Source organism: Streptomyces sp. N50 (assembly GCF_033335955.1).
GTDB lineage: Bacteria > Actinomycetota > Actinomycetes > Streptomycetales > Streptomycetaceae > Streptomyces.
Genome location: NZ_CP137549.1, coordinates 2,521,969 through 2,543,092, shown reverse-complemented (window position 1 = coordinate 2,543,092; position 21,124 = coordinate 2,521,969). Strand labels below are relative to the sequence as shown.

The 21,124-nt window shown below is 69.9% G+C and carries 17 protein-coding genes, 1 tRNA gene and 3 pseudogenes; 13 read left to right on the top strand and 8 right to left on the bottom strand.

What is annotated here, in order from left to right:
• Positions 1–46 precede the first annotated feature (46 nt).
• Positions 47–781: a TerD family protein gene (locus R2B38_RS11110; RefSeq protein WP_033286889.1), complete on the top strand. Its 735-nt coding sequence runs from the start codon at positions 47–49 to the stop codon at positions 779–781.
• Positions 782–859: 78 nt separating this feature from the next.
• Here the strand turns inward: R2B38_RS11110 and R2B38_RS11105 are convergent, their stop codons facing one another.
• Positions 860–1,657 (bottom strand): TerD family protein, encoded by a 798-nt coding sequence (locus R2B38_RS11105; protein WP_318016086.1) that lies wholly within the window; start codon positions 1,655–1,657, stop codon positions 860–862.
• Positions 1,658–1,833: 176 nt separating this feature from the next.
• On the opposite strand from R2B38_RS11105, the gene R2B38_RS11100 reads away from it, so the two are divergent.
• The 3 genes and pseudogenes from R2B38_RS11100 (at position 1,834) to R2B38_RS11090 (ending at position 6,425) form a co-directional block, all read left to right on the top strand.
• Positions 1,834–3,000 (top strand): HpcH/HpaI aldolase/citrate lyase family protein, encoded by a 1,167-nt coding sequence (locus tag R2B38_RS11100; RefSeq protein ID WP_318016085.1) that lies wholly within the window; start codon positions 1,834–1,836, stop codon positions 2,998–3,000.
• Positions 3,001–3,014: 14 nt separating this feature from the next.
• Positions 3,015–5,601 (top strand): annotated as a pseudogene (locus R2B38_RS11095) (phosphoribosyltransferase).
• On the top strand, positions 5,601–6,425 hold the full coding sequence (locus R2B38_RS11090) for an HAD family hydrolase (RefSeq protein ID WP_318016084.1): 825 nt from the start codon (positions 5,601–5,603) through the stop codon (positions 6,423–6,425). The pseudogene R2B38_RS11095 and the gene R2B38_RS11090 overlap by 1 nt, the downstream one beginning before the upstream one ends.
• Positions 6,426–6,488: 63 nt before the next feature.
• Here the strand turns inward: R2B38_RS11090 and R2B38_RS11085 are convergent.
• Positions 6,489–6,700, bottom strand: a pseudogene (locus tag R2B38_RS11085) (FmdB family zinc ribbon protein).
• A gap of 300 nt (positions 6,701–7,000) precedes the next feature.
• Between R2B38_RS11085 and R2B38_RS11080 the strand changes: the two are divergent.
• The 3 genes from R2B38_RS11080 (at position 7,001) to R2B38_RS11070 (ending at position 11,800) form a co-directional block, all read left to right on the top strand.
• Complete coding sequence (locus R2B38_RS11080; RefSeq protein ID WP_318021643.1) at positions 7,001–9,184, top strand: transglycosylase domain-containing protein; 2,184 nt, start codon at positions 7,001–7,003, stop codon at positions 9,182–9,184.
• Between the two features lie 53 nt (positions 9,185–9,237).
• Positions 9,238–10,521, top strand: coding sequence for a hypothetical protein (locus R2B38_RS11075; protein WP_318016083.1), 1,284 nt, complete (start codon positions 9,238–9,240; stop codon positions 10,519–10,521).
• Positions 10,522–10,630: 109 nt separating this feature from the next.
• Positions 10,631–11,800: an amidase domain-containing protein gene (locus tag R2B38_RS11070; protein WP_318016082.1), complete on the top strand. Its 1,170-nt coding sequence runs from the start codon at positions 10,631–10,633 to the stop codon at positions 11,798–11,800.
• Between the two features lie 66 nt (positions 11,801–11,866).
• Here R2B38_RS11070 and R2B38_RS11065 read toward each other — a convergent pair whose 3' ends face one another.
• On the bottom strand, positions 11,867–13,258 hold the full coding sequence (locus tag R2B38_RS11065) for a hypothetical protein (protein ID WP_318016081.1): 1,392 nt from the start codon (positions 13,256–13,258) through the stop codon (positions 11,867–11,869).
• 71 nt (positions 13,259–13,329) lie between these two features.
• Positions 13,330–14,112 (bottom strand): DUF4097 family beta strand repeat-containing protein, encoded by a 783-nt coding sequence (locus R2B38_RS11060; RefSeq protein WP_318016080.1) that lies wholly within the window; start codon positions 14,110–14,112, stop codon positions 13,330–13,332.
• A 228-nt stretch (positions 14,113–14,340) separates the two neighbouring features.
• Here R2B38_RS11060 and R2B38_RS11055 point away from each other — a divergent pair.
• Positions 14,341–14,415: transfer RNA gene (locus R2B38_RS11055), tRNA-Val, on the top strand.
• A gap of 14 nt (positions 14,416–14,429) precedes the next feature.
• Here R2B38_RS11055 and R2B38_RS11050 read toward each other — a convergent pair.
• Complete coding sequence (locus R2B38_RS11050) at positions 14,430–15,170, bottom strand: HAD-IA family hydrolase (RefSeq protein WP_318016079.1); 741 nt, start codon at positions 15,168–15,170, stop codon at positions 14,430–14,432.
• A gap of 660 nt (positions 15,171–15,830) precedes the next feature.
• Between R2B38_RS11050 and R2B38_RS11045 the strand changes: the two genes are divergently transcribed.
• Complete coding sequence (locus tag R2B38_RS11045; RefSeq protein WP_318016078.1) at positions 15,831–16,196, top strand: hypothetical protein; 366 nt, start codon at positions 15,831–15,833, stop codon at positions 16,194–16,196.
• Between the two features lie 138 nt (positions 16,197–16,334).
• Here R2B38_RS11045 and R2B38_RS11040 read toward each other — a convergent pair whose 3' ends face one another.
• Positions 16,335–16,712: a hypothetical protein gene (locus R2B38_RS11040; RefSeq protein ID WP_318016077.1), complete on the bottom strand. Its 378-nt coding sequence runs from the start codon at positions 16,710–16,712 to the stop codon at positions 16,335–16,337.
• A 92-nt stretch (positions 16,713–16,804) separates the two neighbouring features.
• On the opposite strand from R2B38_RS11040, the gene R2B38_RS11035 reads away from it, so the two are divergent.
• Together R2B38_RS11035 and R2B38_RS11030 are read left to right on the top strand one after the other, a co-directional pair.
• Positions 16,805–17,377 (top strand): SMI1/KNR4 family protein, encoded by a 573-nt coding sequence (locus tag R2B38_RS11035; protein ID WP_318016076.1) that lies wholly within the window; start codon positions 16,805–16,807, stop codon positions 17,375–17,377.
• 39 nt (positions 17,378–17,416) lie between these two features.
• Positions 17,417–17,917: a GNAT family N-acetyltransferase gene (locus R2B38_RS11030; RefSeq protein WP_318016075.1), complete on the top strand. Its 501-nt coding sequence runs from the start codon at positions 17,417–17,419 to the stop codon at positions 17,915–17,917.
• Positions 17,918–17,947: 30 nt separating this feature from the next.
• On the opposite strand, the pseudogene R2B38_RS11025 reads toward R2B38_RS11030, so the two are convergent.
• A pseudogene (locus R2B38_RS11025) lies at positions 17,948–18,852 on the bottom strand (ketopantoate reductase family protein).
• Between the two features lie 122 nt (positions 18,853–18,974).
• Here R2B38_RS11025 and R2B38_RS11020 point away from each other — a divergent pair.
• Positions 18,975–19,205, top strand: a complete 231-nt coding sequence (locus R2B38_RS11020; RefSeq protein WP_033286906.1) for a DUF2277 domain-containing protein — start codon at positions 18,975–18,977, stop codon at positions 19,203–19,205.
• A 478-nt stretch (positions 19,206–19,683) separates the two neighbouring features.
• Here the strand turns inward: R2B38_RS11020 and R2B38_RS11015 are convergent, their stop codons facing one another.
• Positions 19,684–20,325 carry a DedA family protein gene (locus tag R2B38_RS11015; RefSeq protein ID WP_318016074.1) on the bottom strand — a complete coding sequence of 214 codons (642 nt, stop codon included), beginning with the start codon at positions 20,323–20,325 and terminating at the stop codon, positions 19,684–19,686.
• Positions 20,326–20,554: 229 nt separating this feature from the next.
• Between R2B38_RS11015 and R2B38_RS11010 the strand changes: the two genes are divergently transcribed.
• On the top strand, positions 20,555–21,103 hold the full coding sequence (locus R2B38_RS11010; protein WP_318016073.1) for a superoxide dismutase family protein: 549 nt from the start codon (positions 20,555–20,557) through the stop codon (positions 21,101–21,103).
• Positions 21,104–21,124: the final 21 nt, after the last annotated feature.

The following is a 21,124-nucleotide window of genomic DNA, read 5'->3' as shown; positions in this document are numbered from 1 at the left end:
CGACGGCTTTGTCATACGCAGTGTGGACGCGAACGTGGGGGCGGGAATGGGCTTCTTCGACGGAATCTGGCGGCGCGAGGCCGACTTCGACTCGGGCAGCGCGGCCAGCAACGCGATCGAACTGACCAAACGGCACCACCAGGTCTCGCTCACCAAGCAGGGCGCGGCCACCGGCAACCTCCGCGTCAACCTCACCTGGCGGATGCGGACCTCCGACATCGGCGGCCTCCAGCGCGACAGCCTCCTGCGCCACCCCTTCAAGGCGCTCAAGCCCCCGGAGGTCATGGGCCACAGCCAGAGCATGGTCAACGTGGACCTCGACCTCGGCTGCCTCTACGAACTGATGGACGGCACCAAGGGCGTCGTCCAGCCCCTCGGCGGCCTCCTGGGAGACGTCAACTCACCCCCGTACGTGAAGCTCAGCGGCGACGACCGCTTCGGCTCCGCGTCCGGCGAGACGATGTACGTCAACCTCGACCACCGCGACCAGATCAAGCGTCTCCTGGTCTTCGTCTACATCTACGACCAGACCCCCGCCTTCGACCGCACCCACGCGATCGTCACCCTCTACCCCAGCAACGGCCCCCGCATCGAAATAGGCCTCGACGAACGCCACCCGCAAGCCCGCTCCTGCGCGGTCGTCATGATCGAGAACGTCAAGGGCGAGCTGGTCGTCCGCCGCGAGGTCAAGTTCGTCTACGGCTTCCAGGCAGAACTGGACAGGCTGTACGGGTGGGGCTTGCAGTGGGGACGGGGCTACAAAACAAAGGTCGAGCGCTAGCGCCCTGCTTTTAAGGGGCGCGGGGAACTGCGCGACCAGCCCCCACCGGCGCGCACCAAACGAACTACCGACCCCACGTCAGATGAACTGCGGCCCCTGCGGCGGCATACGAAAGTCAGGATCCGGCGCCATCGCCGAAGGCACCGGCTGCGGATACCCGTACGTCCCCGCCGGCGCCGGCTGCGGATACCCGTACGCCGGCTGAGTCACGGGCTCCTCGGACGGGGGGTACCCGTACCCGGACTGCACGGGAACCGCCGGAGGCAACTGCACCGGAACCGCCGGAGGCAACGGCTGCGAGACCTCGGGAACGGCCCCCGCACCCACCCCCTCCGACTCGTCCACCGTGATCCCGAAGTCCATCGCCAGCCCGCGCAACCCGTTGGCGTACCCCTCACCCAGCGCCCGGAACTTCCACCCGTCACCCCGCCGGTACAGCTCCCCACAGATCAGCGCGGTCTCCTCACCGGTCTCCGGCTTGATGTCGAAATACAGCAGCGGCTCACCCTCGGCGACACCCGCGTCGTACAGCAGGATGCGCAGCCCCTTTACGCGGTCGAAGGTGTTGTCCTCCGCCGAAGCGACCACCAGAATCCGGCTGACCTCGGGCTCGACACCGGCGAGATCTGTCTGGATCGTGTCGGTGGGACCCTCCGCGACACGCTTCTTGCCGAGCCACCAGACCTTCCCGGAGGGGTGCCGGGGCTGGTTGTAGAAGACGAAGTCCTCGTCGGAACGCACCTGACCGGCGGGGCCGAGGAGCAGCGCGGAGGCATCCACGTCCGGGACCCCCTGCCCGGGGGTCCAGCGCAGCACGGCACGTACCGTGGTGGCTTCCAGCGGGACGTTCGACCCCTTCAGCATCGCGTGCGTCATGCGGTCATCCTGCCCTCTCGGTCCTGGTCACGACAACGTGGGGGTTCGGACACCGACATGGCCGAGTTACCTGAAGTTCATGCCCGGCGGGAACCCCTGACATGGGTTTGTACGTACTATTACCGGCCACCTATCGAAAACAATCACGAACCACAACGTCACCACGGGGGAGCTTTATGCGTCATTTCGGGCACATTGCCCCTGAGGTACGGCAGCGTCTCTTCTTCCAGGAGCCGTGCGAGTTCGACGCGGACTCCCCGGCCCGGCTGCTCGCCGCGGCCCTGGGCGCCACGCTCTACAGCCCGGCCACCCGCCCCCACCTCGCCGACGACATCGTCAAGCTGGCGGGCCGCGGCGTCGTGTCGATGGTGCTGTGCCTGGAGGACTCGATCGGCGACGAGGACGTACCGGCCGCCGAGGAGAACCTGGTCCGGCAGTTCACCGAGCTGGCCGCCCGCCCGGACACCGAGCTTCCCCTGCTCTTCATCAGGGTCCGCGTGCCCGAGCAGATCCCCGATCTGGTCCGCCGCATGGGCCCGGCCGTAGAACTGCTCTCCGGCTTCGTGATGCCGAAGTTCACCGAGGAGAGCGGCACGCCGTTCCTGGAGGCGCTGGCCGCGGCGGAGGCGGCGAGCGGGCACCGGCTGTTCGGGATGCCGGTCCTGGAATCGCCCGAGCTGCTGTACCGGGAGTCACGCGTCGAGACCCTGGAGGGCATCTCCCGGGCGGTCGACAAGTACCGCGACCGCGTCCTCGCCCTGCGCCTCGGCGTGACGGACTTCTGCTCCTCCTACGGCCTGCGCCGGGCCTCCGACATGACGGCCTACGACGTCCAGATCGTCGCCAACGTGATCGGTGACGTGGTGAACATGCTGGGCCGCGCCGACGGCACCGGCTTCACGGTGACCGGCCCGGTGTGGGAGTACTTCCGGGTCCAGGAGCGCATGTTCAAGCCGCAGCTGCGCCGCAGCCCCTTCCTGGAGGGCCAGGCGGAGGAGCTGCGCGAGGCGCTGATCGAGCACGCGATGGACGGCCTGCTGCGCGAGATCGCCCTAGACCAGGCCAACGGGCTGCTGGGCAAGACCTGCATCCACCCCACCCACGTGCTGCCCGTGCACGCGCTGTCCGTGGTCAGCCACGAGGAGTTCTGCGACGCGCAGGACATCCTGCGGCCCGAGCGGGGCGGCGGGGGTGTGCTGCGCTCGGCGTACACGAACAAGATGAACGAGGTGAAGCCGCACCGCGCCTGGGCCGAGCGGACGATGCTGCGCGCCGAGATCTTCGGGGTCGCACGCGAGGACGTCGGCTTCGTGGAGCTGCTCGCCGCCGGAATCCCCGGCTGAATCGCAAGGGACGTATGAACAAGGCAGTGAACGACGGGGTCTGGTCGGGCAGTTGGGTCGCGGAGCGGCTCGGTGTCGAACTGCTCGGCGACCCCGAGCTGACCAACCTCCTGGGCCTGGCCCTCCGCCGCAACCCCAAGCGGGCCCACCTCCTAGTGTCGAACGTCCTGGGCAAGCACGTCCCCCAGTCCCCGTCGATCGTCTACGGCTACGGCTTCACCCTGGGCCGCCGGGTCCGCGAGCTCCTCGGCGCGGAGGAATCCGCCCGTGCGGTGGTCCTCGGCTACGCGGAGACGGCGACGGGCCTGGGCCACGCGGTCGCCGACGGCATCGCGGTCGCGCCCTACCTCCACTCGACCCGCCGCCCGGTCCCCGGCGTGGCCACGGCAGGCGGCTTCGAGGAGTCCCACTCCCACGCGACGTCCCACCTGCTCCTCCCCGAGAACCCCGAACTCCTTTCGGGCGACGGCCCGTTGGTCCTGGTGGACGACGAGTTCTCGACGGGCAACACGGTCCTGAACACGATCCGCGATCTGCACCAGCGGTACCCCCGGGGCCGGTACGTGGTCGTCGCCCTGGTGGACATGCGCTCGGCGGCGGACGCGGGGCGGCTGGACGAGTTCGCGGCGGAGATCGGCGCGAGGGTGGACTTGGTGGCGGCGGCGTCCGGCACGGTTCGCCTGCCGGCGGGCGTGCTGGAAAAGGGCCAGGAGCTGGTGGCGAGGTACGAAGCGGGTAGTCAGTCGTCTGCGGCGCCGTCGGGGCCGGTCGCGCAGTTCCCCGCGCCCCTGAAAGACGAGGGCGATGCCATTACCCCGAACACCGAGCCCGCCCCGAGCCTTGAAACCCCCCGCCCCCACCCCCCTAGGGGCGCGGGGAACTGCGCGACCGGCCCCCACCGGCCCGCACCCGACCCACAACCGAATCACCCAAGTAGATCTCCGCTGGCCCAGAAACCTCCCCGACGGCGGAAGACACGGCTTCACCCCCCAGCACCGAATACGCCTCGAACGCGCCCTCCCCGCAATGGCCGCCCGCCTGGCCGAGGCACTCCCACAGGACGCCCACCGCGTGCACATCCTCGGGTTCGAAGAGCTGATGTACGCCCCCCTCCGCCTCGCCCGCGAACTGGAACAGGTCGTGGACGCCGGCGTCACGTACTCCACCACCACCCGCTCACCCGTCCTCGCGGTGGACGACCCTGGCTACGCGATCCGCACCCGTCTCACCTTCCCGGCCCACGACACCCCGGCCGACGGCCCGGGCGACCGCTACGCCTACAACATCGCCGGCGCCGGTTTCGACGCGGTCGTCGCCGTGATCGACGACACCGCCGACACCCCCGAACTCCACGCCCCGGACGGCCTGTTGGCGAGGCTCGCCGAACACACCCCGCACGTCGTCCTCGCGGTAGTGCCCTCGTACGTCCCCGAAAGGCCCCCCATGCTCCCCGACCCCCTCCGCGGCCCCGCCTTCTCCTCGTACGCGCCGGAAGAGGTCGGCTGGCTGCTCCAGGACCTCTCGGACGTGACCCTGGAGGCGCCGACCGAGGAGCGCGAGGAGGCCATCCAGAGCGGCGGCGCGCACTACGCGGAGTCGCTCCCGGTGGAGTACCAGCCGAGCGAGCAGTATCAACAGCTGTTCCACACCGCCCTGGACGAGGCCGCCGGCCGACTCGCGCTCGCCGTGGGCGCCGTCACCGAACTCGTCCTCGCCGAGCGCTCCCCGCACCCCGTACTCGTCTCGCTCGCCCGCGCCGGCACCCCCGTAGGCGTCCTGATGCGCCGCTGGGCCCAGTACCGCCACGGTCTCGACCTCCCGCACTACGCCGTGTCGATCGTGCGCGGCCGAGGCATCGACGCCAACGCGCTCCGCTGGCTCGCCGCCCACCACGACCCCGCCGACGTCGTGTTCGTCGACGGCTGGACCGGCAAGGGCGCCATCACCCGCGAACTCACCGACGCGGTCAGGGAGTTCGAGGAGTCCGACGGAATCACCGGCTTCGACCCGGAGATCGCGGTGCTCGCCGACCCCGGTTCCTGCGTCAAGACGTACGGCACCCGCGAGGACTTCCTCATCCCCTCCGCCTGCCTCAACTCGACCGTGTCGGGCCTGATTTCACGTACGGTGCTCCGCTCGGACCTGGTCGGCCCGCACGACTTCCACGGCGCGAAGTTCTACCGCGAACTCGCCGGAGCCGATGTCTCCGTGGACTTCCTGGACGCCGTGGCCGCCCGCTTCCCGGAGGTCACGGACGCCGTGACCGTCCTCGCCAAGGAACTGCTGGCCGCCGACCGCACCCCAACCTGGGAGGGCTGGGCGGCAGTTGAGCGGATCAGCGAGGAGTACGGCATCCACGACGTGAACCTCGTCAAGCCCGGCGTCGGCGAGACCACCCGGGTGCTGCTGCGCCGGGTGCCCTGGAAGATCCTCGCGCGGGCCGGCGCGGGCGCGGACCTCGACCACGTCAGGCTGCTCGCCGAGCAGCGGGGCGTACCCGTCGAGGAGGTCGCCGAACTGCCGTACACCTGCGTGGGGTTGATCCACCCCAAGTACACGCGCGGTGCGACCGGCGCCGACGGCAAGGCGGTGGCGGTCTGATGACGGTACTCGTCGCGAGCGACCTCGACCGTACGCTCATCTACTCCGCGGCCGCCCTCGCCCTCACGATGCCGGACGCGCGGGCGCCCCGGCTGCTCTGCGTCGAGGTGCACGAGAGCAAGCCGTTGTCCTTCATGACGGAGACGTCGGCCGAACTGCTCACCGAACTCGGCGGACTCGGTGACGCGGCCGTCTTCGTACCGACCACCACCCGCAGCCGCAAGCAGTACCAGCGCATCAACCTGCCGGGCCCGGAACCGAAGTTCGCGATCTGCGCCAACGGCGGCCACCTCCTCGTCGACGGCGTCACCGACGAGGACTGGCACGCAGGGGTACAGGCGAAGCTGGCCGCCGAGTGCGCGCCCCTGGAGGAGGTACGGGACCACCTCGCGACCTCCGCCGACCCCGCCTGGGTCCGCAAACACCGCATCGCCGAGGACCTCTTCGCCTACCTCGTCGTAGAGCGCGAACTCCTCCCGGAGGAGTGGGTGAAGGAGCTGGCGGTCTGGGCGGAGGACCGCGGCTGGACGGTGTCGTTGCAGGGCCGCAAGATCTACGCCGTCCCCAAGCCCCTCACCAAGAGCGCGGCCATGCGAGAACTGGCCCACCGCACCGGCGCCACCCTGACCCTCGCGGCCGGCGATTCCCTACTGGACGCCGACCTCCTGCTGGCAGCGGACAAGGCCTGGCGCCCAGGCCACGGCGAACTGGCCGACGAGGCATGGACGGCCCCCAACGTCACGGCCCTACCCGAGCGCGGCGTCCTGGCGGGAGAACGGATCCTCCGTGAGTTTCTTCGAGCGACGGCAACCCCCACCTCCTAGGGGCGCGGGGAACTGCGCGACCAGCCCCCACCGGCCCGCACCCGACAACGCACAGGGCCCTGCCTAGCCGCAGCAGCCCCCACCACAACAACCGCCGCCCCGCCGCCGCCGGCCGCGGGGGCAGAGGACGTACCCCCCACAGCCACAGCAGACAGAAGCTTCACCGTGTCGTCATGCCCGGAGGGACAGTCCGCCGGAGCGGACGACTCCGCCATGGGCCGACTGACTTCGAACGTAGATCCGCACGTGCGGCAGCGGTACTCGTAGCGAGGCATGGCCTCAGGCTAACCCCCACCTCACATGAGTACGGCACCTTGTTTTTTCATGAAGGTTTCGGCTGTGTCCTATTCTGTCGTTTTCTTATATGGAGAACTTGCGAAGACCACTGGTAATTTGAGGGCGCCGCGTGATCTGTGAGGCCGGGGGGAACCGGGATTTGCAGTCGTGTTCACGGCAACCATTTCAGACCCTCGTACGTCAATGCGTCTGCCTGTGCGAGCAATAGGAGTGCGGAGGGGAGTCGCGTCGTGACCCACGAGGGGGACGGGGAGGAGCGCCAGGCACCGGACGAGACCATGCAGTTGAAGCTCCCCGCCGGGTTCAGGCCGGACGAGACCATGCAGCTGCGGTTGTCCGATCTGGAGATACCCAAGGCGCCGGAGATACCCGAGGGGGAGTCGAAACCGGTGCGCCGCCGGGGCCGCAAGGCCCACCGCGCGTCCCTCCGCAGCCGTCTCTCCCGCCTCGCCGCGATCCTCCGCACCCGCCTCGCTCCTGTCGCCGCCCGCCTCGCCCCGGCCGTGATCTTCCTCACGCCGTACGTCCGCAAGCTGCGCCCGATCTACCCGCGCGCGGGTCGTACGGATTGGCGCCGCTGGATACCTTCCTGGCGGCAGTCGGTCGGGGGCGTGCTGGCCGCCGTAGGACTCAGCGGACTCTTCCTCGTCGTCGCCTATGCGACCACCGACATCCCCTCGAACCTCAACTCGTACGCGACCCAGCAGGACAACGTGTACTTCTGGTCCGACGGGACGCCCATGGCCCGGACCGGCTGGGTGCAGCGGCAGGCGATGCCGCTGAAGGACATCCCGACCGACGTCCGCTGGGCGGTGCTCGCCGCGGAGAACCAGAGCTTCTACACCGACCCCGGCATCTCCGTGAAGGGCATCGCCCGCGCCCTCTACCGCACGGTCGGTGAGGGGGACACCGAGGGCGGCTCGACGATCACCCAGCAGTACGTGAAGAACGTCTATCTGACCCAGAACCAGACGGTGAGCCGCAAGTTCACCGAGGCGATGATCTCCCTCAAGCTCGACAACAAGATGAGCAAGGACAAGATCCTTGAGGGGTATCTCAACACCAGCTGGTTCGGGCGCGGGACTTATGGCCTGCAGCGTGCCTCGCAGGCGTACTACGGCAAGGACGTCAGCCAGCTCAACGCGAGCCAAGGCGCCTTCCTGGCCTCGCTGTTGAAGGGCGCGGGCCTCTACGACCCGACGCTCAGCAAGGCCAACCACGCCCGGGCGGTGGCCCGTTGGTCGTGGATCCTCGACCGGATGGTGAAGATCGGCAAGCTGTCGCCGGCCGAGCGCGCCACGTACAAGACCTTCCCCGAGCCGCTCAAGCAGTCGAAGACCTACGACACCGGCAAGCAGAGCGACTACCTGGTCGAACTCGCCACGCAGTACGTGAAGAAGACCGCGCACATCTCGGACAAGGACTTCGACCTCGGCGGCTACCAGATCTACACGACCTTCGACCGCAACCGTGAGACCGAGCTGACGGACGCCGTCACCAAGGCCCGCAAGGACGCGCTGGACAAGCATCCCGGCACGGCGAAGACCGCGCACTACGGCGCCTCTTCGGTCGCCTCGGACGGCCGGATCCTCGCCGTCTACGGCGGCCCTGACCACCGTACGCAGGGCTACAACGACTCCAACTCGACCACTGTGCCCGCCGGTTCGGCCTTCGAGCCGTTCGTCTACGCGGCCGCCCTGGAGCACGGGGTCACCAAGACCCGTGGCAGACCGCCGACTTCGGTCACCCCGGACACGCTGTACGACGGGGACGACGGCGTGCCGGTCACCACACCGGAGGGGCCGTACTGGGACCGCAGCGGCAAGAAGGTCGCCGCGCACAACGACGGCAAGAAGTCCTACGGGCAGATCAGTCTGCGCCAGGCGCTGGCCCAGTCCGTGAACACCCCGTTCATGCAGCTCGGCATGGACACCGGCCTGGCGACCGTACGGAAGACGGCCGAGGACGCCGGCCTGCTCTCCTCCAGTTTCGGGGCCCAGGTACCCGCGCTGTCGCTGGGCAATGCCACGCCCAGTGCCTTGCGCATGGCGAGCGCGTACGGCACGTTCGACGCCGGGGGCGTCCACACGGAGCCGTACTCGGTCCGCCGTATCACCCGTAACGGCGCCGCGGTCGCCCTGGAGCGGCCGGAGCCGAGCCGGGCGATGAGCAAGGAGACCGCGAGTGAGGTGACGGAGGCGCTCACGGACTCCTTCGGCCTCGCGCATCCCACCGCCGCCAAGACCGCCGGGACCGAGGTGGCGGGCAAGACCGGCACCACGCAGGACGACACCGCGGCCTGGTACGTCGGGACGGCCAAGTCCGTGTCGACGGCCGTCGTCGTCTACCGCATCGATCTGACCAAGAGCCTGGAACCCATGCCGCTGAAGGGAGTTTCCGGCACCCCAGCAACCGACGTCCCCTACGGCATCTGGTCGAGAGCCATGACCCCGCTCGGCTGAGCTCGGCTGACCACCGCAGCGCAACCGCCACCTCCTCGCAGAATGAGCCGCCCATGAAGCCCCCGACGAAGGCGCCGTCCGGCCGCCGCCGCAGAGTCCCTGAACCGCGTCCTCGGCGTACCCCGAAGCCGGGGTTCCTCACCCTGGCCGTGTTCCTCGTCGTCGCCTCGCTGGTGACCGGGTACCTGGCGCTGAACCGGGACAACACGGCGCCCACCGCGTCGGCCGGCAAGAACGCCGAGCCCAAGTCGACCAAGGAACCCGTCTGGGACGGCAAGACGCAGGTGCTGGGGGACGGCTCGACCTCGTACACGGGGCCGCAGAAGGACCAGTTGAAGGCCGTGCCGCTCAAGCCCGGTGAGAAACCGCCCCAGTTCGTGGTCTTCTCCTGGGACGGCGCGCTGCAGGGGGACGACAAACTCTTCTCGCACTACCGGGAGATGGCGAAGGAGTACAACGCCCATATGACCTTCTTCCTCACGGGCATCTATCTGCTGCCCAAGAGCAAGAGGGACCTCTACCACCCGCCGATGCACCCGGTGGGCTCGGCCGCGATCGACTTCCCCACCGACCAGCACATCCGGGACACGCTGGAGCAGCTCCGCCTGGCCTACGAGCAGGGCAACGACATCGGCACCCACTTCAACGGCCACTTCTGCGAGGCCAAGGGCGGCGGCGACTGGAGCGTCGCGCAGTGGAAGAGCGAGATCGACCAGTTCTTCTCCTTCGTCGAGAACTGGAAGACCAACACCGGCTACACCGACATCCCGGCCCTGCCCTTCGACTTCAAGAAGGAGGTCGTCGGCGGCCGCGCTCCGTGCCTGGAGGGCCAGCCCAACCTCCTGAAGGCGCTGAAGGGTTACGGCTGGAAGTACGACGCCAGCTCCCCGGGCGACTTCCAGATATGGCCCACCAAGAAGGACGGCCTCTGGGACTTCCCGCTCGAACTGCTCCCCTACGGGGACAACATCCAGGCCCTGTCGATGGACTTCAACTTCCTCTACAACCAGTCGGGCGGCGCCACCCAGGGAGACCCCGCGAAGTTCGCCGACTGGGAGAAGAAGACCGTCGACTCGTACATGGCCGGCTTCAACCGCGTCTACTACGGCAGCCGGGCGCCCCTGTTCATCGGGAACCACTTCGAGAACTGGAACGGCAGCATCTACATGAAGGCGATCGACCAGATCATCCCGAAGATCTGCACCAAGAAGGGCGTCAAGTGCGTGTCCTTCAGGGAGCTTTCGGACTGGATGGACGTTCAGTCGCCCCAGACTTTGCAGCAGTTGCGCAGCCTGGACCCGGCTCAGTCGCCCGACTGGTCCACGGTGGTCAAGTGACCTCCCGGGACTGGTGAACTAACCAAGTGCAACCCCCTTCACAGGAGCCACACATGGCGTGCGAAGATGCCCTCGCCCGGTAGGCGTACCGGCGTAGAGGGGAACACCATTGAAATCCAGAAAACTGAGCCGTAAGCGGAGCCGTACGGCCATAATCTCGGCGGCCGCCGCCTCGGTCGTCGCCGGCGTCGCCCTCGTGCCCAACTGGAGCGCGGGCGCTGCCGTCGTCGACGACCCGACCGTGAACGCCGCGACCAAGGCGACCTTCCAGAAGCTGGCCGACGCGGTCTTCACCGACCGCACCCAGGCGCTCGTCCACGGGGCCACGACGAAGCAGAGCACCTCGCGCTTCTCCGGCGACGTCCGCCTCTCCAGCACCCAGTCGCGCGACGAGAAGTCGGCGCTGAGCCAGCTGCGCGGCCGCCAGAGCAGCATCGCGAAGCTCGGCGAGACGTACAGCACGGGCGCCACCAAGGTCACGCTGGACGCGACCCGGGTGACCGGCCGGACGGCGAAGGCCGACGTCACCGAGACGACGACGCTGACGTACGCGAAGGCCACGGGGAACGAGCCGAAGACCACCGGCTTCCAGGCCCACCACGAACTGACCTTCAAGGCCGACCAGCAGGGCACCTGGCAGCTCTCGAACATCCAGGACACGGACACCGGCGGCCTCGCGGTCAACACGGTGGCCAAGCCCGCGGTCAAGGCGTCGCCCGCCCCGGCCGACGACGGCAACACCACGCCGGACGCGCCGCGCGCGGCCACCACCCGCAACCCGGTGGCGGTCCCGAAGACGAGCACGACGTACGACTACAAGGCGATGGCGGCGTACGCCGAGAAGTACTGGAACGTCTACAACACGGCCTACCCGGACTTCAACGGCCACGCGGACGGCGGCGACTGCACCAACTTCGTCAGCCAGTCCCTGAAGGCCGGCGGCTGGAAGCACGTCCCGGGCTACGTCTACGACTACACGAAGTGGTTCGGCACCGCCGACATCCAGTCGGACTCCTTCGTCGGCGTCAACGAGTGGTCCTGGTTCGCGCAGAACTCCAAGCGCACCACCCCGCTCGCCAACGTCTACCAGCTGGAGGTCGGCGACGTCCTCCAGATGGACTTCGACCGCGACGGCGCCAAGGACCACACGATGATCGTGACGGCCAAGAGCAACGGCGTCCCGTACGTCACGTACCACTCGAACAACACCCTGCGCAGGTCGGTGGCGAGCCTCATCGCGTCGTACCCGAACGCGTACTACTACGCGTACCGCACCTGATCCGCACCGCTTTCCCGTCGGCCCCCCGTCGCTTCCTCCGGTACGCGACCGGGGGCCGACGCGTGCTCAGTGCCCGGCGGTCCCGCGCTCCTCGCGGATCTGGCCGACCACCCGCGCGACCGTCTGCCGTACGGACTCGGTCTCCGTCAGGAAGTGCCAGTAGTCGGGGTGGCGGCCCTCCAGCGTGGTGATCGCGCGGTCGAGGCGTGCCACGGCGTCGTCGAGCGGGCGGGCGTGGCGTGGTTCGGGTGTGGTGCGGCCGGACATCGCGAGGCGCTGGGCGTCGCGGATGGCGAAGCGGGTGCGGTCGATCTCCTGCTGGGGGTCCTTCTGTACGGCGTTCAGCCGGCGCAGCCGGTCACCGGCGGCCGACACGGCCTCGTCGGTGGTGTTCAGCAGCGCCCGGACGGTCGACAGCAGGGACGTGGCGTCCGGCCAGCGCTGCGCGTCCCGGGCGGCCTGCGCCTCCTTCAGCTTCAGCTCGGCCTGCCGTACGTTCTCCCCGGCCTGGTCGGGGACGTGCTGGAGGTCCTGCCAGCAGGCGGCGGAGAAGCGGCGCCGCAGCTCGCTGAGCACCGGGTCGACCTGACCGGCACGGGTGGTGAGCGCCTGGGCGCGGGTGCGGAGGGAGACGAGCCGGTGGTCGATCTCGGCGGCCCGCTCGGGCAGCCCGTCGGCCTCGGCCCGGATGGCCTCCGCCTCCCGGGCGACCTGCGTGGCCCGCTCCAGCGTCTGCGGTACGCCGTGCTGTCCCGCGCCCTGGTTCAGCTTCGTCAGCTCCGGCCCGAGCGCGGCGAGCCGGGCGGCGAGATCGTCGGCGCGCAGCCCCGACGCCCGCACGGCGTCCAGGGCGTTGGAGGCGGCGAGCAGTGCCTGCCGGGCGCGCTCGACGGCGGGGGCGAGCCGGGCGAGCTGCGTCTCGGCCTTGCCGAGCAGCGGCCCGAGCCCGCTCTCGAACCGGTCCAGTTCCTGCTTGACCTGCCCCAACTGGTCCTTGGCGGCGGTCAGTTCGGTGCGGGCGCGGTTCGCCGCCGCGGCCTCCAGGTCGTCGCGGTCGAGGTCGTGCGCGTCGACGGCGTTGATGTACCGGCCGCTGGCCTCGTCGATACGGCGGCCCAGCGCCTCGAAGTCGGTGACCGCGCGGCGGGCGGCCGGCGAGTCGTCGACCGCGGTGATGGTGTCTATCGAGATCCGCAGATCCCGCTGGGCGGTGTCCAGCTCGTAGAACGCGGCCGCCGCGGCGTCCTTCGCCGCCTGTGCCTCGGCCCGCTGACTCTCGGCCCGCCCGCCGAACCAGCGCCGGGTGCCGCCGCCGGCGAAGGTGGCGGGGAGCGCGAGCACACCGACCAGCAGCGGCAGGCTCATGACCGTAAGGGTGTCGAGCGCGGCACGGGCGGCGGCGGAACCGCGCCGGGGCCGTGTGAGCGGCGAATACGGCTGCGCTGGTGTCGCCGTCACATCCCTCTCCCGTGTCTTCCATCCTGACCGCTGTCATTCTCCCACCGGTAGAGGACGAACACACGGGCCGGTCAGTTCGCGTTCCGCACCGTGACTTTCCCATCGCCGGTGTGGGCGGTCACCACATGAGAACTTGACGAGTCCCGGGGCACCGACACATCCACTCCACCGTCCCCGGTCCTGGTCGTCACCCGGTACTCGGCGGCCCCCTTGGGCAACGCGATCGTCACCGACCCGTCACCGCTGCGGGACTCCACCAGGTCCGGTACGACCCCGAGTTCCAGGTGCACCGACCCGTCACTGGTGGTCGTGCGCACCTCCCGGGACGACACCTCCGCGTGCACGGACCCGTCCCCGGTGTGCAGGGTCAGCGGCCCGGTGGAGTCGGTCACATGCACGGAACCGTCGCCCGTCCGCACATTCAGCGCGTCCTTGAACCCACGCGCCCGCACACTCCCGTCCCCGTCCTCCACCTTCACGGTGACCCCGCGCGGCACCTCGATCCGGTGCTTGGCCGAACAGTCGGCGACCACCCCGGAACACTTCAGCCGCAGCACCAGCCGGTCACCCTTCATGGCCCAGGTCACCTTGGGATCCGAGCCGATCGCCACGCTGCCCTGCCACCACCGGGTGACCTCGATCTTCCCCGCCGGATTGGAGTCCGCGGCGACGACCTCCAGCGCGGAGTCGTCCGAGTCGATGGTGAGGGTACGGCCGGGCAGCGCGAAGGTCCGCTGATCGGGGTGCTTGTCGTCACCGGCGGAAGCACCGGCGCACGCGGTGACACCGACGAGGAGCAGGGCGAGGCCGCCGGTCGCGGCGAGGACACGGCGGGTGCTGCGGGTGCGGGTCACGATGGTTTCCCCCTGGGACGGTCGCGGAGTCCCGATGACTCCTACGGCTCCCTTCGACCGTAGAGAGCGGCGCCCGGCGGGGGCATCCGGCGCGCTCCCGGACCCGGGGTGGGGAAAACCCCCGGGAGCCGAGCCCTCGGGAGCCCTCGGGGATCCCCCGGTACATCTCCGTGGCGATACGGGTTTGCAGGACAGGCCCCCCGGCAATGTAGGCTGTCGACTCGTCCTGGGCGCGTAGCTCAGGGGTAGAGCGTCGCCCTTACAAGGCGAATGTCGGCGGTTCGAAACCGTCCGCGCCCACCAGGATAAGCAGCAGGTCAGAGGCCTTTCGGGGAGTTCCCCGGGAGGCCTCTTTCCGTGGCCGGAGTCCACTGGGAGTCCACATCCCCGTCGAGGATGCGCCGCACGGCGGGTCGCAGCCCGCTCTCCGCCGGGCTGACGAGGATCGCCGGGATTCCGAGGGCCTCGGCGCCGCCGACATCGGCCACCGGGTTGTCACCGACCATCCAGACCCGCTCGGGAGACCCGGCCCGTTCCAACGCGGCCTCGAAGATCCGGCGGTGCGGCTTCTCCCACCCGACGAGCGAGGAGTTGACCACGGCCGCGAAGTGCCGGCCGAGCCCGAGATCCCGAAGCAGACCATCCAGTTCCGGCACATGATTGCTGACGATGACGTGGAGCCACCCGGCGCCGGCGAGTTCTTCGAGCGCGGCGGGGCTGTCGGGGAAGACGGTCCAACGGCTCGCGTCGATGTAGTGGTCCCGCACCCTGCTCGCGGCGAGGGCGGCCAACCGGTCCTCGACACCCGCCCCGGCATACGCCTTCACGAAGAGCGGCCGCAGAGCGTCCCACCACGCGTCGGGGCTGTTCAGGCCGGGATGCCCGGTCTCCGCGCGATGCCAGGGAAAACCGTCACGCAACCCGGGCGCCACATCGGCCCCGACCACGCCATGCCCGGGCGCGACCTCGTCCAGCGCCTCCACCAGGCACCCACGCCACCTGCCGCCCCGGAACGCCAGGGTCCCGTCGAAGTCCCACAGCACGACGCTTCCGGTCACGTAAGGCATCCTACGGAGCGTGCCACCGGGCGCGGACAAGGAGACCCCACCCGTGGAACAGAGCGTCACCGGCCCGCCGTTCGACCTGGACGACCTGATACCCGAACTCGCGGTCCACGCCCGGCGGACGAGCCCTGGCCCTCCTGCGCACAACGGGGACACCACGTCCCGCCCCACGACAGGAACCCGGCCGGACGGTCCCCATGGTGCCGGTCGTCCAGCTCTTCGCCCGTGAGGTCCCTGAACTCCCGTTCCCGGAAGGGACGGACGTGCTCCAGCTGCTCCGGTGCCCGCTGATCCACCCTGCCGACCAGGCGTACGCGGCACTGCCGAAGCTCCGCTGGCGCGACGAGGCGGAGGTCCTCGCCACCGGCGTGCTCCGGGACATCCCCGCCCCGCAACAGGGCGAGTATGACGAGGAGTTCATCCCCAGCCCTTGCACCGTGTCCCCCACCGCGGTGATCGAGTACCCCGACTGGGCCGGCGACTGCCCGGTGACCGCCAACCGGTGTGGCATTCCCGGCTGTTGTGACGTGGCGTACTTCCGCTCGACGGTCTCGGCGTGCCGTGGTGGGGAGTTGGGGTCGTGGCGGGTGACCGTATCGGTCATTCTGGTCCGGCCCTGTCGCGGTTTCCGGGGATGCTGGGCAGGATGGTCACATGAGCAGACCTCGCACCGGATCCGGCGCGGCCGCGACCGGCTCCGTGTTGTCCCTCTGGTCCAAGGACTCGGTGCTGTCGATCGGCTCGGTGGGGTCGGTGCTGTCCATCGGGTCCGTCGGGTCGAGCCTGTCCGTGGGGTCGATCGGGAGCGCGCTGTCGGTCGGTTCGATCGGCTCGGCCCTGTCGCTGGTCTCGGCCGGGTCGTGGCTGAGCACGGGGTCAGTACTGTCCGCGCAGTCGCGGTGGTCGGTGCTGTCGTGGCGGTCCACGCGCGGGTTCCGGGCGGTCGGTGTCGGTGCCGTGGGGGCGGTGGGGGCCGTGACGGTCCTTTTGGTGGCCCAACGGGCGCTGCGGAAGCCGTAGTTGAGGCGGGACTGCCCGCATCTGTGATCGCCGCCCGGCGGTTGCTCCGGCGATCCAAAGCTTTACGTCAACTCGCCAAGGCTTAAGTCGACTTGGGTCGCCCCGGTCGTCCTGGTCGCCCCGGTCGTCCCGGTCCCCTCAGTCGTCCTTGCCGTCCTTGCCGTCCTTGCCGTCCTTGCCGTCCGTCGGAGGCGTCTCGTGGGCGTGCTTCAGCCGCATCCGGCCCTCCACGCGCTCCGTCGCCGCGACCTCCGTCCAGAAACGGTGGCCGCTGACGAAGACCGCGAGTTCGTGCTCGCGCTGCCGGAGCTTCTCCACCTCGGCCTGTTCGTCGGGCGTCCAGCCGGGGGACGCGGGGCGCTCCACCTTGCGCCAGCCGCCCACGTCGCTGAACCCGTCCAGGGGCTCGACCGACCAGGGCAGCCGCTTCAGCAGGGCCGACAGCTCGTTCCGGACCTGATGCAGCTCCTCCTGACCGGCGAGGAGGTCACTCGGGAAGTCATAGGTCGTAGCCACGCGCTAATGCTACGCCTGTTCGAATTTGGGTCGCGAGTTCCTTGGGGGACTTCACACGATCGGGTTGGGGGCGGTGTTGCTACGGTCGCCGGATGGAGCGGTGGGACGAGGGCGGCGTGCGGGCTCGGATACGGGAGCTGGCGGCACGGGACCCGGACCGGTCGCGCTTCGGGGCGGACACGCACCGGTACGAGCTGTCGCCCGCGCTGCCGGAGGCGGAGGTCAGGGCATTCGAGGTGGTCCACGGCATCGACCTGCCGGCGGAGTACCGGTCTTTCGTCACGGAGGTGGGTGACGGACCTGCCGGTCCCGGCCACGGGCTGATGCCGTTGGCCGCACCCCGCCGCCTCGGGGTCGGCGAGGAGTGGGAGTGGGCCGTGGACGACGAATGGGAAGAGGACCGACAGCCGGGCCGGCTCGCCGGGCCGTTCCCCCTCACCGAACCCCTTCCCGGCCGCATCGGCCCGTCGGCCCGCGAGCTGACCCCGGGCACGCTCATGCTGGCCGACGAGGGCTGCGGCAGCTACGTCAGGCTGATCCTGAACGGTCCGCGAAGGGGTGAGCTCTGGCGGCTCGACCCGGACTGGGGCGGCTTCGTGCCGGTGAGCCCGGATTTCCGTACCTGGTACGCCGAGTGGCTGCGGCGCCCGGTGGGCCGGAGTTGACGGAGCCGGGTGTCAGTGGGTCCGCCTAGTGTGCTCGGCATGGACGTGGAACTCGTACGGCTCCAGCCCTGGGGTGAGGGTGACTTCTGGTTGCTGGAGCGGAACAACAGCCTTGAGATGACCGCCCACTTGGGGGGTCCCGAGAGTGCGGCGCAGCTCGATGCCCGGCATCGGCGGTATCTCGGGTTGGAGCGGGGGCGCATGTACCGGGTCGAGTTGGCGGGGAGCGGGGAGACCGTCGGCTCGATCGGGTTCTGGGAGCGGGAGTGGCGGGGGGAGTCGGTGTGGGAGACCGGGTGGGGTGTCCTGCCCGAGTTCCAGGGGCGTGGGCTTGCCGCCCGGGCGGCCCGTGCCGTGGTCGCGGAGGCGCGGGCCGCCGGGTGGAACCGGTATCTGCATGCCTTTCCGGGCGTCGGCCATCCCGCGTCGAACTCGGTGTGCCGGAAGGCTGGGTTCACCCTGCTCGGTGAGGTGGAGTTCGAGTACCCCAAGGGGTGCTGGATGACCTCCAACGACTGGCGGGTCGACCTTCACGGGTGACCCCGTCGGTCGTTGGAGCGGCCCTGTCGGTCAGTTGGCGGTTTGGGTCTCCAACTCCCTTACCAGCCTTGCCGTTACCGGTACCGCGATGTCCTGTCGTTCCGCCGCCCGCAGCAACGCCCCGCCGATCGCGTCCAGTTCGAGCGGGCGGCCCGCCTCCGCGTCGCGCTGCATCGACGACTTGGTCTGCGGAGGGAAGGTGTCGTAGCGGGCCAGTGCGCCCGCCGCGTCCGACGGGCCGCCGTACGAGCGGCTCACCGCCGCCGTCTCCTCCAGCAGGGCCGTCAACTCCTCGCGGTGGCGCGTGCGTACGTCGCCCAGGGGGAGGGCGTAGCGGGTGGTGAGGAGGGCGAGGGGGCCAGGAAGGTCATCTTGGCCCAGAGCGCGGCCGTCTCGTCGGGCAGGACCTGGGTCGCGGGGCCGGCTTCGCGCAGTGCCTCCGCCAGGGTGTCCAGGCGGGCGCGGGGGACCGGGTCGCCTGTCAGGTCGATCTCCGCGAACGGGCTGCCATGGTCAATCACCCCTGGAGCGGTGCGAGTTGACTCGACCCGGATGATCGCGGGGGCCACCCGGGCGGGGGTGTGGCGGGCGCGCAGGTGTGTCGGGTGTTCTACGCCGTTCAGGAACGGGACGAGGAGGCCGTCGCCCAGGGTCTTCGCCGGGACTCGGGTGAGGGCCGCGTCCAGGGTTGTCGCCTTGACCGTGATCAGGCAGGCGTCCACCGGTTCGCGTAGTTCCGTGTCCGCCTCCACCGGGGCGGTGAAGTCGCCGAAGCGGGCGCTGTGGACCTGGATTCCGTTCGTACGGAGGGTGTCGGCCGTTTCTGCTCCGGCCAGGCAGATCACTCGGTGGCCGGCGCGGGACAGCAGCGCCGCGAGCAGGCCGCCTACGCCGCCGGGGCCCAGTACCGCCACGGTGAGTTCGTTGTTCGCCATGTTGTGCGTCCTTTCGTCGGTCGGCCCCGTGCGTGGTGACGGTGGCCGCCTCGGAAAGGATCATCGCAGGTGTGTTCGGGAGAGGGGCGGCGGTATCGCTTGCGGCGCGGGAGACTGGGGGTATGTGCCGCAGTATCAAGACGCTTCGACCGCCTGTTCTGCCCGACGAGGCCACGGAGGAGGAGATTCGCGCTGCCGCGTTGCAGTACGTGCGGAAGGTCTCCGGGTTCCGGGCGCCTGCCGCGCACAATCGTGAGGTCTTCGACCGTGCGGTTGATGTGATTGCGGAGGCTACGGCTGAGTTGCTGGCGGGGCTTGAGGTGAGGGGGGCGGGCGCTTCGCGGGGAGCGTAGTGATCAAAGCGCGGGTCGGTGGGGGCTGGTCGCGCAGTTCCTCGCGCCCCTGAAAAGCGGATGCGCGCCCCTGATCTGTAGCGAAGCCGTGTCCCTGGAAACGGATGCGCGCCTCTGGGTCGTGGTGAATCCGCGGGTCGGTGGGGGCTGGTCGCGCAGTTCCCCGCGCCCCTGAAAGACGGATGCGCGCCCCTGATTCAAAACGGACGCGCGCCTCAGGTCCGTGGTGAATCCGCGGGTGGGTGGGGGCTGGTCGCGCAGTTCCTCGCGCCCCTGAAAGACGGACGCGGGCCCCTGATTCGTCGCGAAGCCGTGTGCCTAGAAGCGAACGCGCGCCCCCGATCCAAAACGAACCCGCGCTCCCGCGCGGTAGCGAACCGCGCCCCGAGCCGCAACGAACCCGCGCTCCCGCGCCGCAACGAACCCGCGCTCCCGCGCCGTAACGAACCCGCGCCCCCCTGCCGTAACGAACCCGCCCCTAAGGCGCGCTAACCTCCGCCGCAACCCCCGGCTGCCTCCGCATTACGAACGCCGCGCCCGCGCCCGCCCCGAACAACGCCAGCAACGAAACCCCCGTCGCCAGCCAGGTCGTGCCGAGCCACTGTGCCCCGTAGTAGCCCAGCGCCACGCTGTATGCCGCCCAGGACAGGCCCGCCAGGGCTGACCAGGGGAGGAAGTCCCGGGCTCGGCGGTGGGCGGCGCCTGCGCCGAGGGAGACTACCGAGCGGCCTGCGGGGGCGAAGCGGGCCAGGATGACCAGGGCTCCGCCGCCTCGGGCGAGGGCGAGGCCGAGACGTTCCTGCGCGGTGGTGAGGCGGCGGGAGCGGGAGATCGCGCGGTCCAGGCGGGCGCCGCCGCGCCAGGCGAGCCGGTAGGCGACCAGGTCGCCCAGGACGGACGCGGTGGCCGCGCACGCGATCAGCGCCAGGATGCTGGGGACCTCGTGCGGGACGGGAACCGCGTCCGCCGCCGCACCGGTGCCCGCTGCCGCCGCCGTCGCGGCCGCGATGACCAGGACACCGCTCGGCAGAACCGGCAGGAACACATCAAGGAGTACGGACAGGGCGACCATGGCGTAGATCCATGGGCTGCCGGTCAGCGACCCCACACTCTCGAACAACGCGTCTCCCCGTGAACTCCCCCGTGGGCCGCGGCAAAGACGGCCAGTGACAGCCATACAGCGTACGCCTGGGTGGGTACAGGAGATTCACGGGGGGCGCGTGTGATCCGCACAGCGCGTTCACCCGGCTGCCCTGTCCCGAGGGGCGGGGCGGGCCCGCGTCCCGTAGCAACTTAAAGGGGATCCAAACGCACCCAAAGGCATCTGAACGTTAGGAACGGTACACATCATGGTGGCAGGCATATGTGCGGGCGCCGTCGTCGCGGCCCTTCTGGCGAGCGGCGGAGGCGGCTCCGGCGTCGGCACCGGCGCCCCTGACGGGTACTGGATGCGGACGGACGCCCGGTTCGCTCCGGTCGGCGCCCTCGTGCCGTCGGCGGCGGTTACGTATGACGGGAAGCTGGTCCCGGCTGCTGCCTGGATCCAGGTCAGTCAGCACATCGCAGTCAGTGGTGCTACGACCGTGCGGCTGAAGGTGGACGGGATGGTGCCGGGGCACGCGTACGGCGTCCACGTGCACCAGAAGCCCTGCGGTGCCGACCCGGCCGCCGCGGGCGGGCACTTCCAGCACAAGCCGTCCACGGACCCGGCCGCCACCAACGCCGACAACGAGGTCTGGCTCGACTTCACCGCCGACGAGCACGGTGCCGCCGAGGCCAGTGCCCAGCACGACTGGGGCTTCCGGCAGGGCGAGGCGTCCTCCGTCGTCATCCATGACATGCCGGGCAGCCGCGTCCGCGCGGCCTGTTTCACCGTGCCGTTCGGCTGGGCTCCCTGACGCGGCTGCCCGGTGTCCCTG

Bases quoted from the DNA above. Each gene is read 5' to 3' on its own strand.
- R2B38_RS11105 (WP_318016086.1), bottom strand. From the start codon at position 1,657: ATGACGCACGCGATGCTGAAGGGGTCGAACGTCCCGCTGGAAGCCACC.
- R2B38_RS11030 (WP_318016075.1), top strand. From the start codon at position 17,417: ATGGACGTGGAACTCGTACGGCTCCAGCCCTGGGGTGAGGGTGACTTC.
- R2B38_RS11010 (WP_318016073.1), top strand. From the start codon at position 20,555: ATGGTGGCAGGCATATGTGCGGGCGCCGTCGTCGCGGCCCTTCTGGCG.
- R2B38_RS11045 (WP_318016078.1), top strand. From the start codon at position 15,831: ATGAGCAGACCTCGCACCGGATCCGGCGCGGCCGCGACCGGCTCCGTG.
- R2B38_RS11090 (WP_318016084.1), top strand. From the start codon at position 5,601: ATGACGGTACTCGTCGCGAGCGACCTCGACCGTACGCTCATCTACTCC.
- R2B38_RS11020 (WP_033286906.1), top strand. From the start codon at position 18,975: ATGTGCCGCAGTATCAAGACGCTTCGACCGCCTGTTCTGCCCGACGAG.
- R2B38_RS11110 (WP_033286889.1), top strand. From the start codon at position 47: ATGGGCTTCTTCGACGGAATCTGGCGGCGCGAGGCCGACTTCGACTCG.
- R2B38_RS11075 (WP_318016083.1), top strand. From the start codon at position 9,238: ATGAAGCCCCCGACGAAGGCGCCGTCCGGCCGCCGCCGCAGAGTCCCT.
- R2B38_RS11035 (WP_318016076.1), top strand. From the start codon at position 16,805: ATGGAGCGGTGGGACGAGGGCGGCGTGCGGGCTCGGATACGGGAGCTG.
- R2B38_RS11100 (WP_318016085.1), top strand. From the start codon at position 1,834: ATGCGTCATTTCGGGCACATTGCCCCTGAGGTACGGCAGCGTCTCTTC.
- R2B38_RS11080 (WP_318021643.1), top strand. From the start codon at position 7,001: ATGCAGTTGAAGCTCCCCGCCGGGTTCAGGCCGGACGAGACCATGCAG.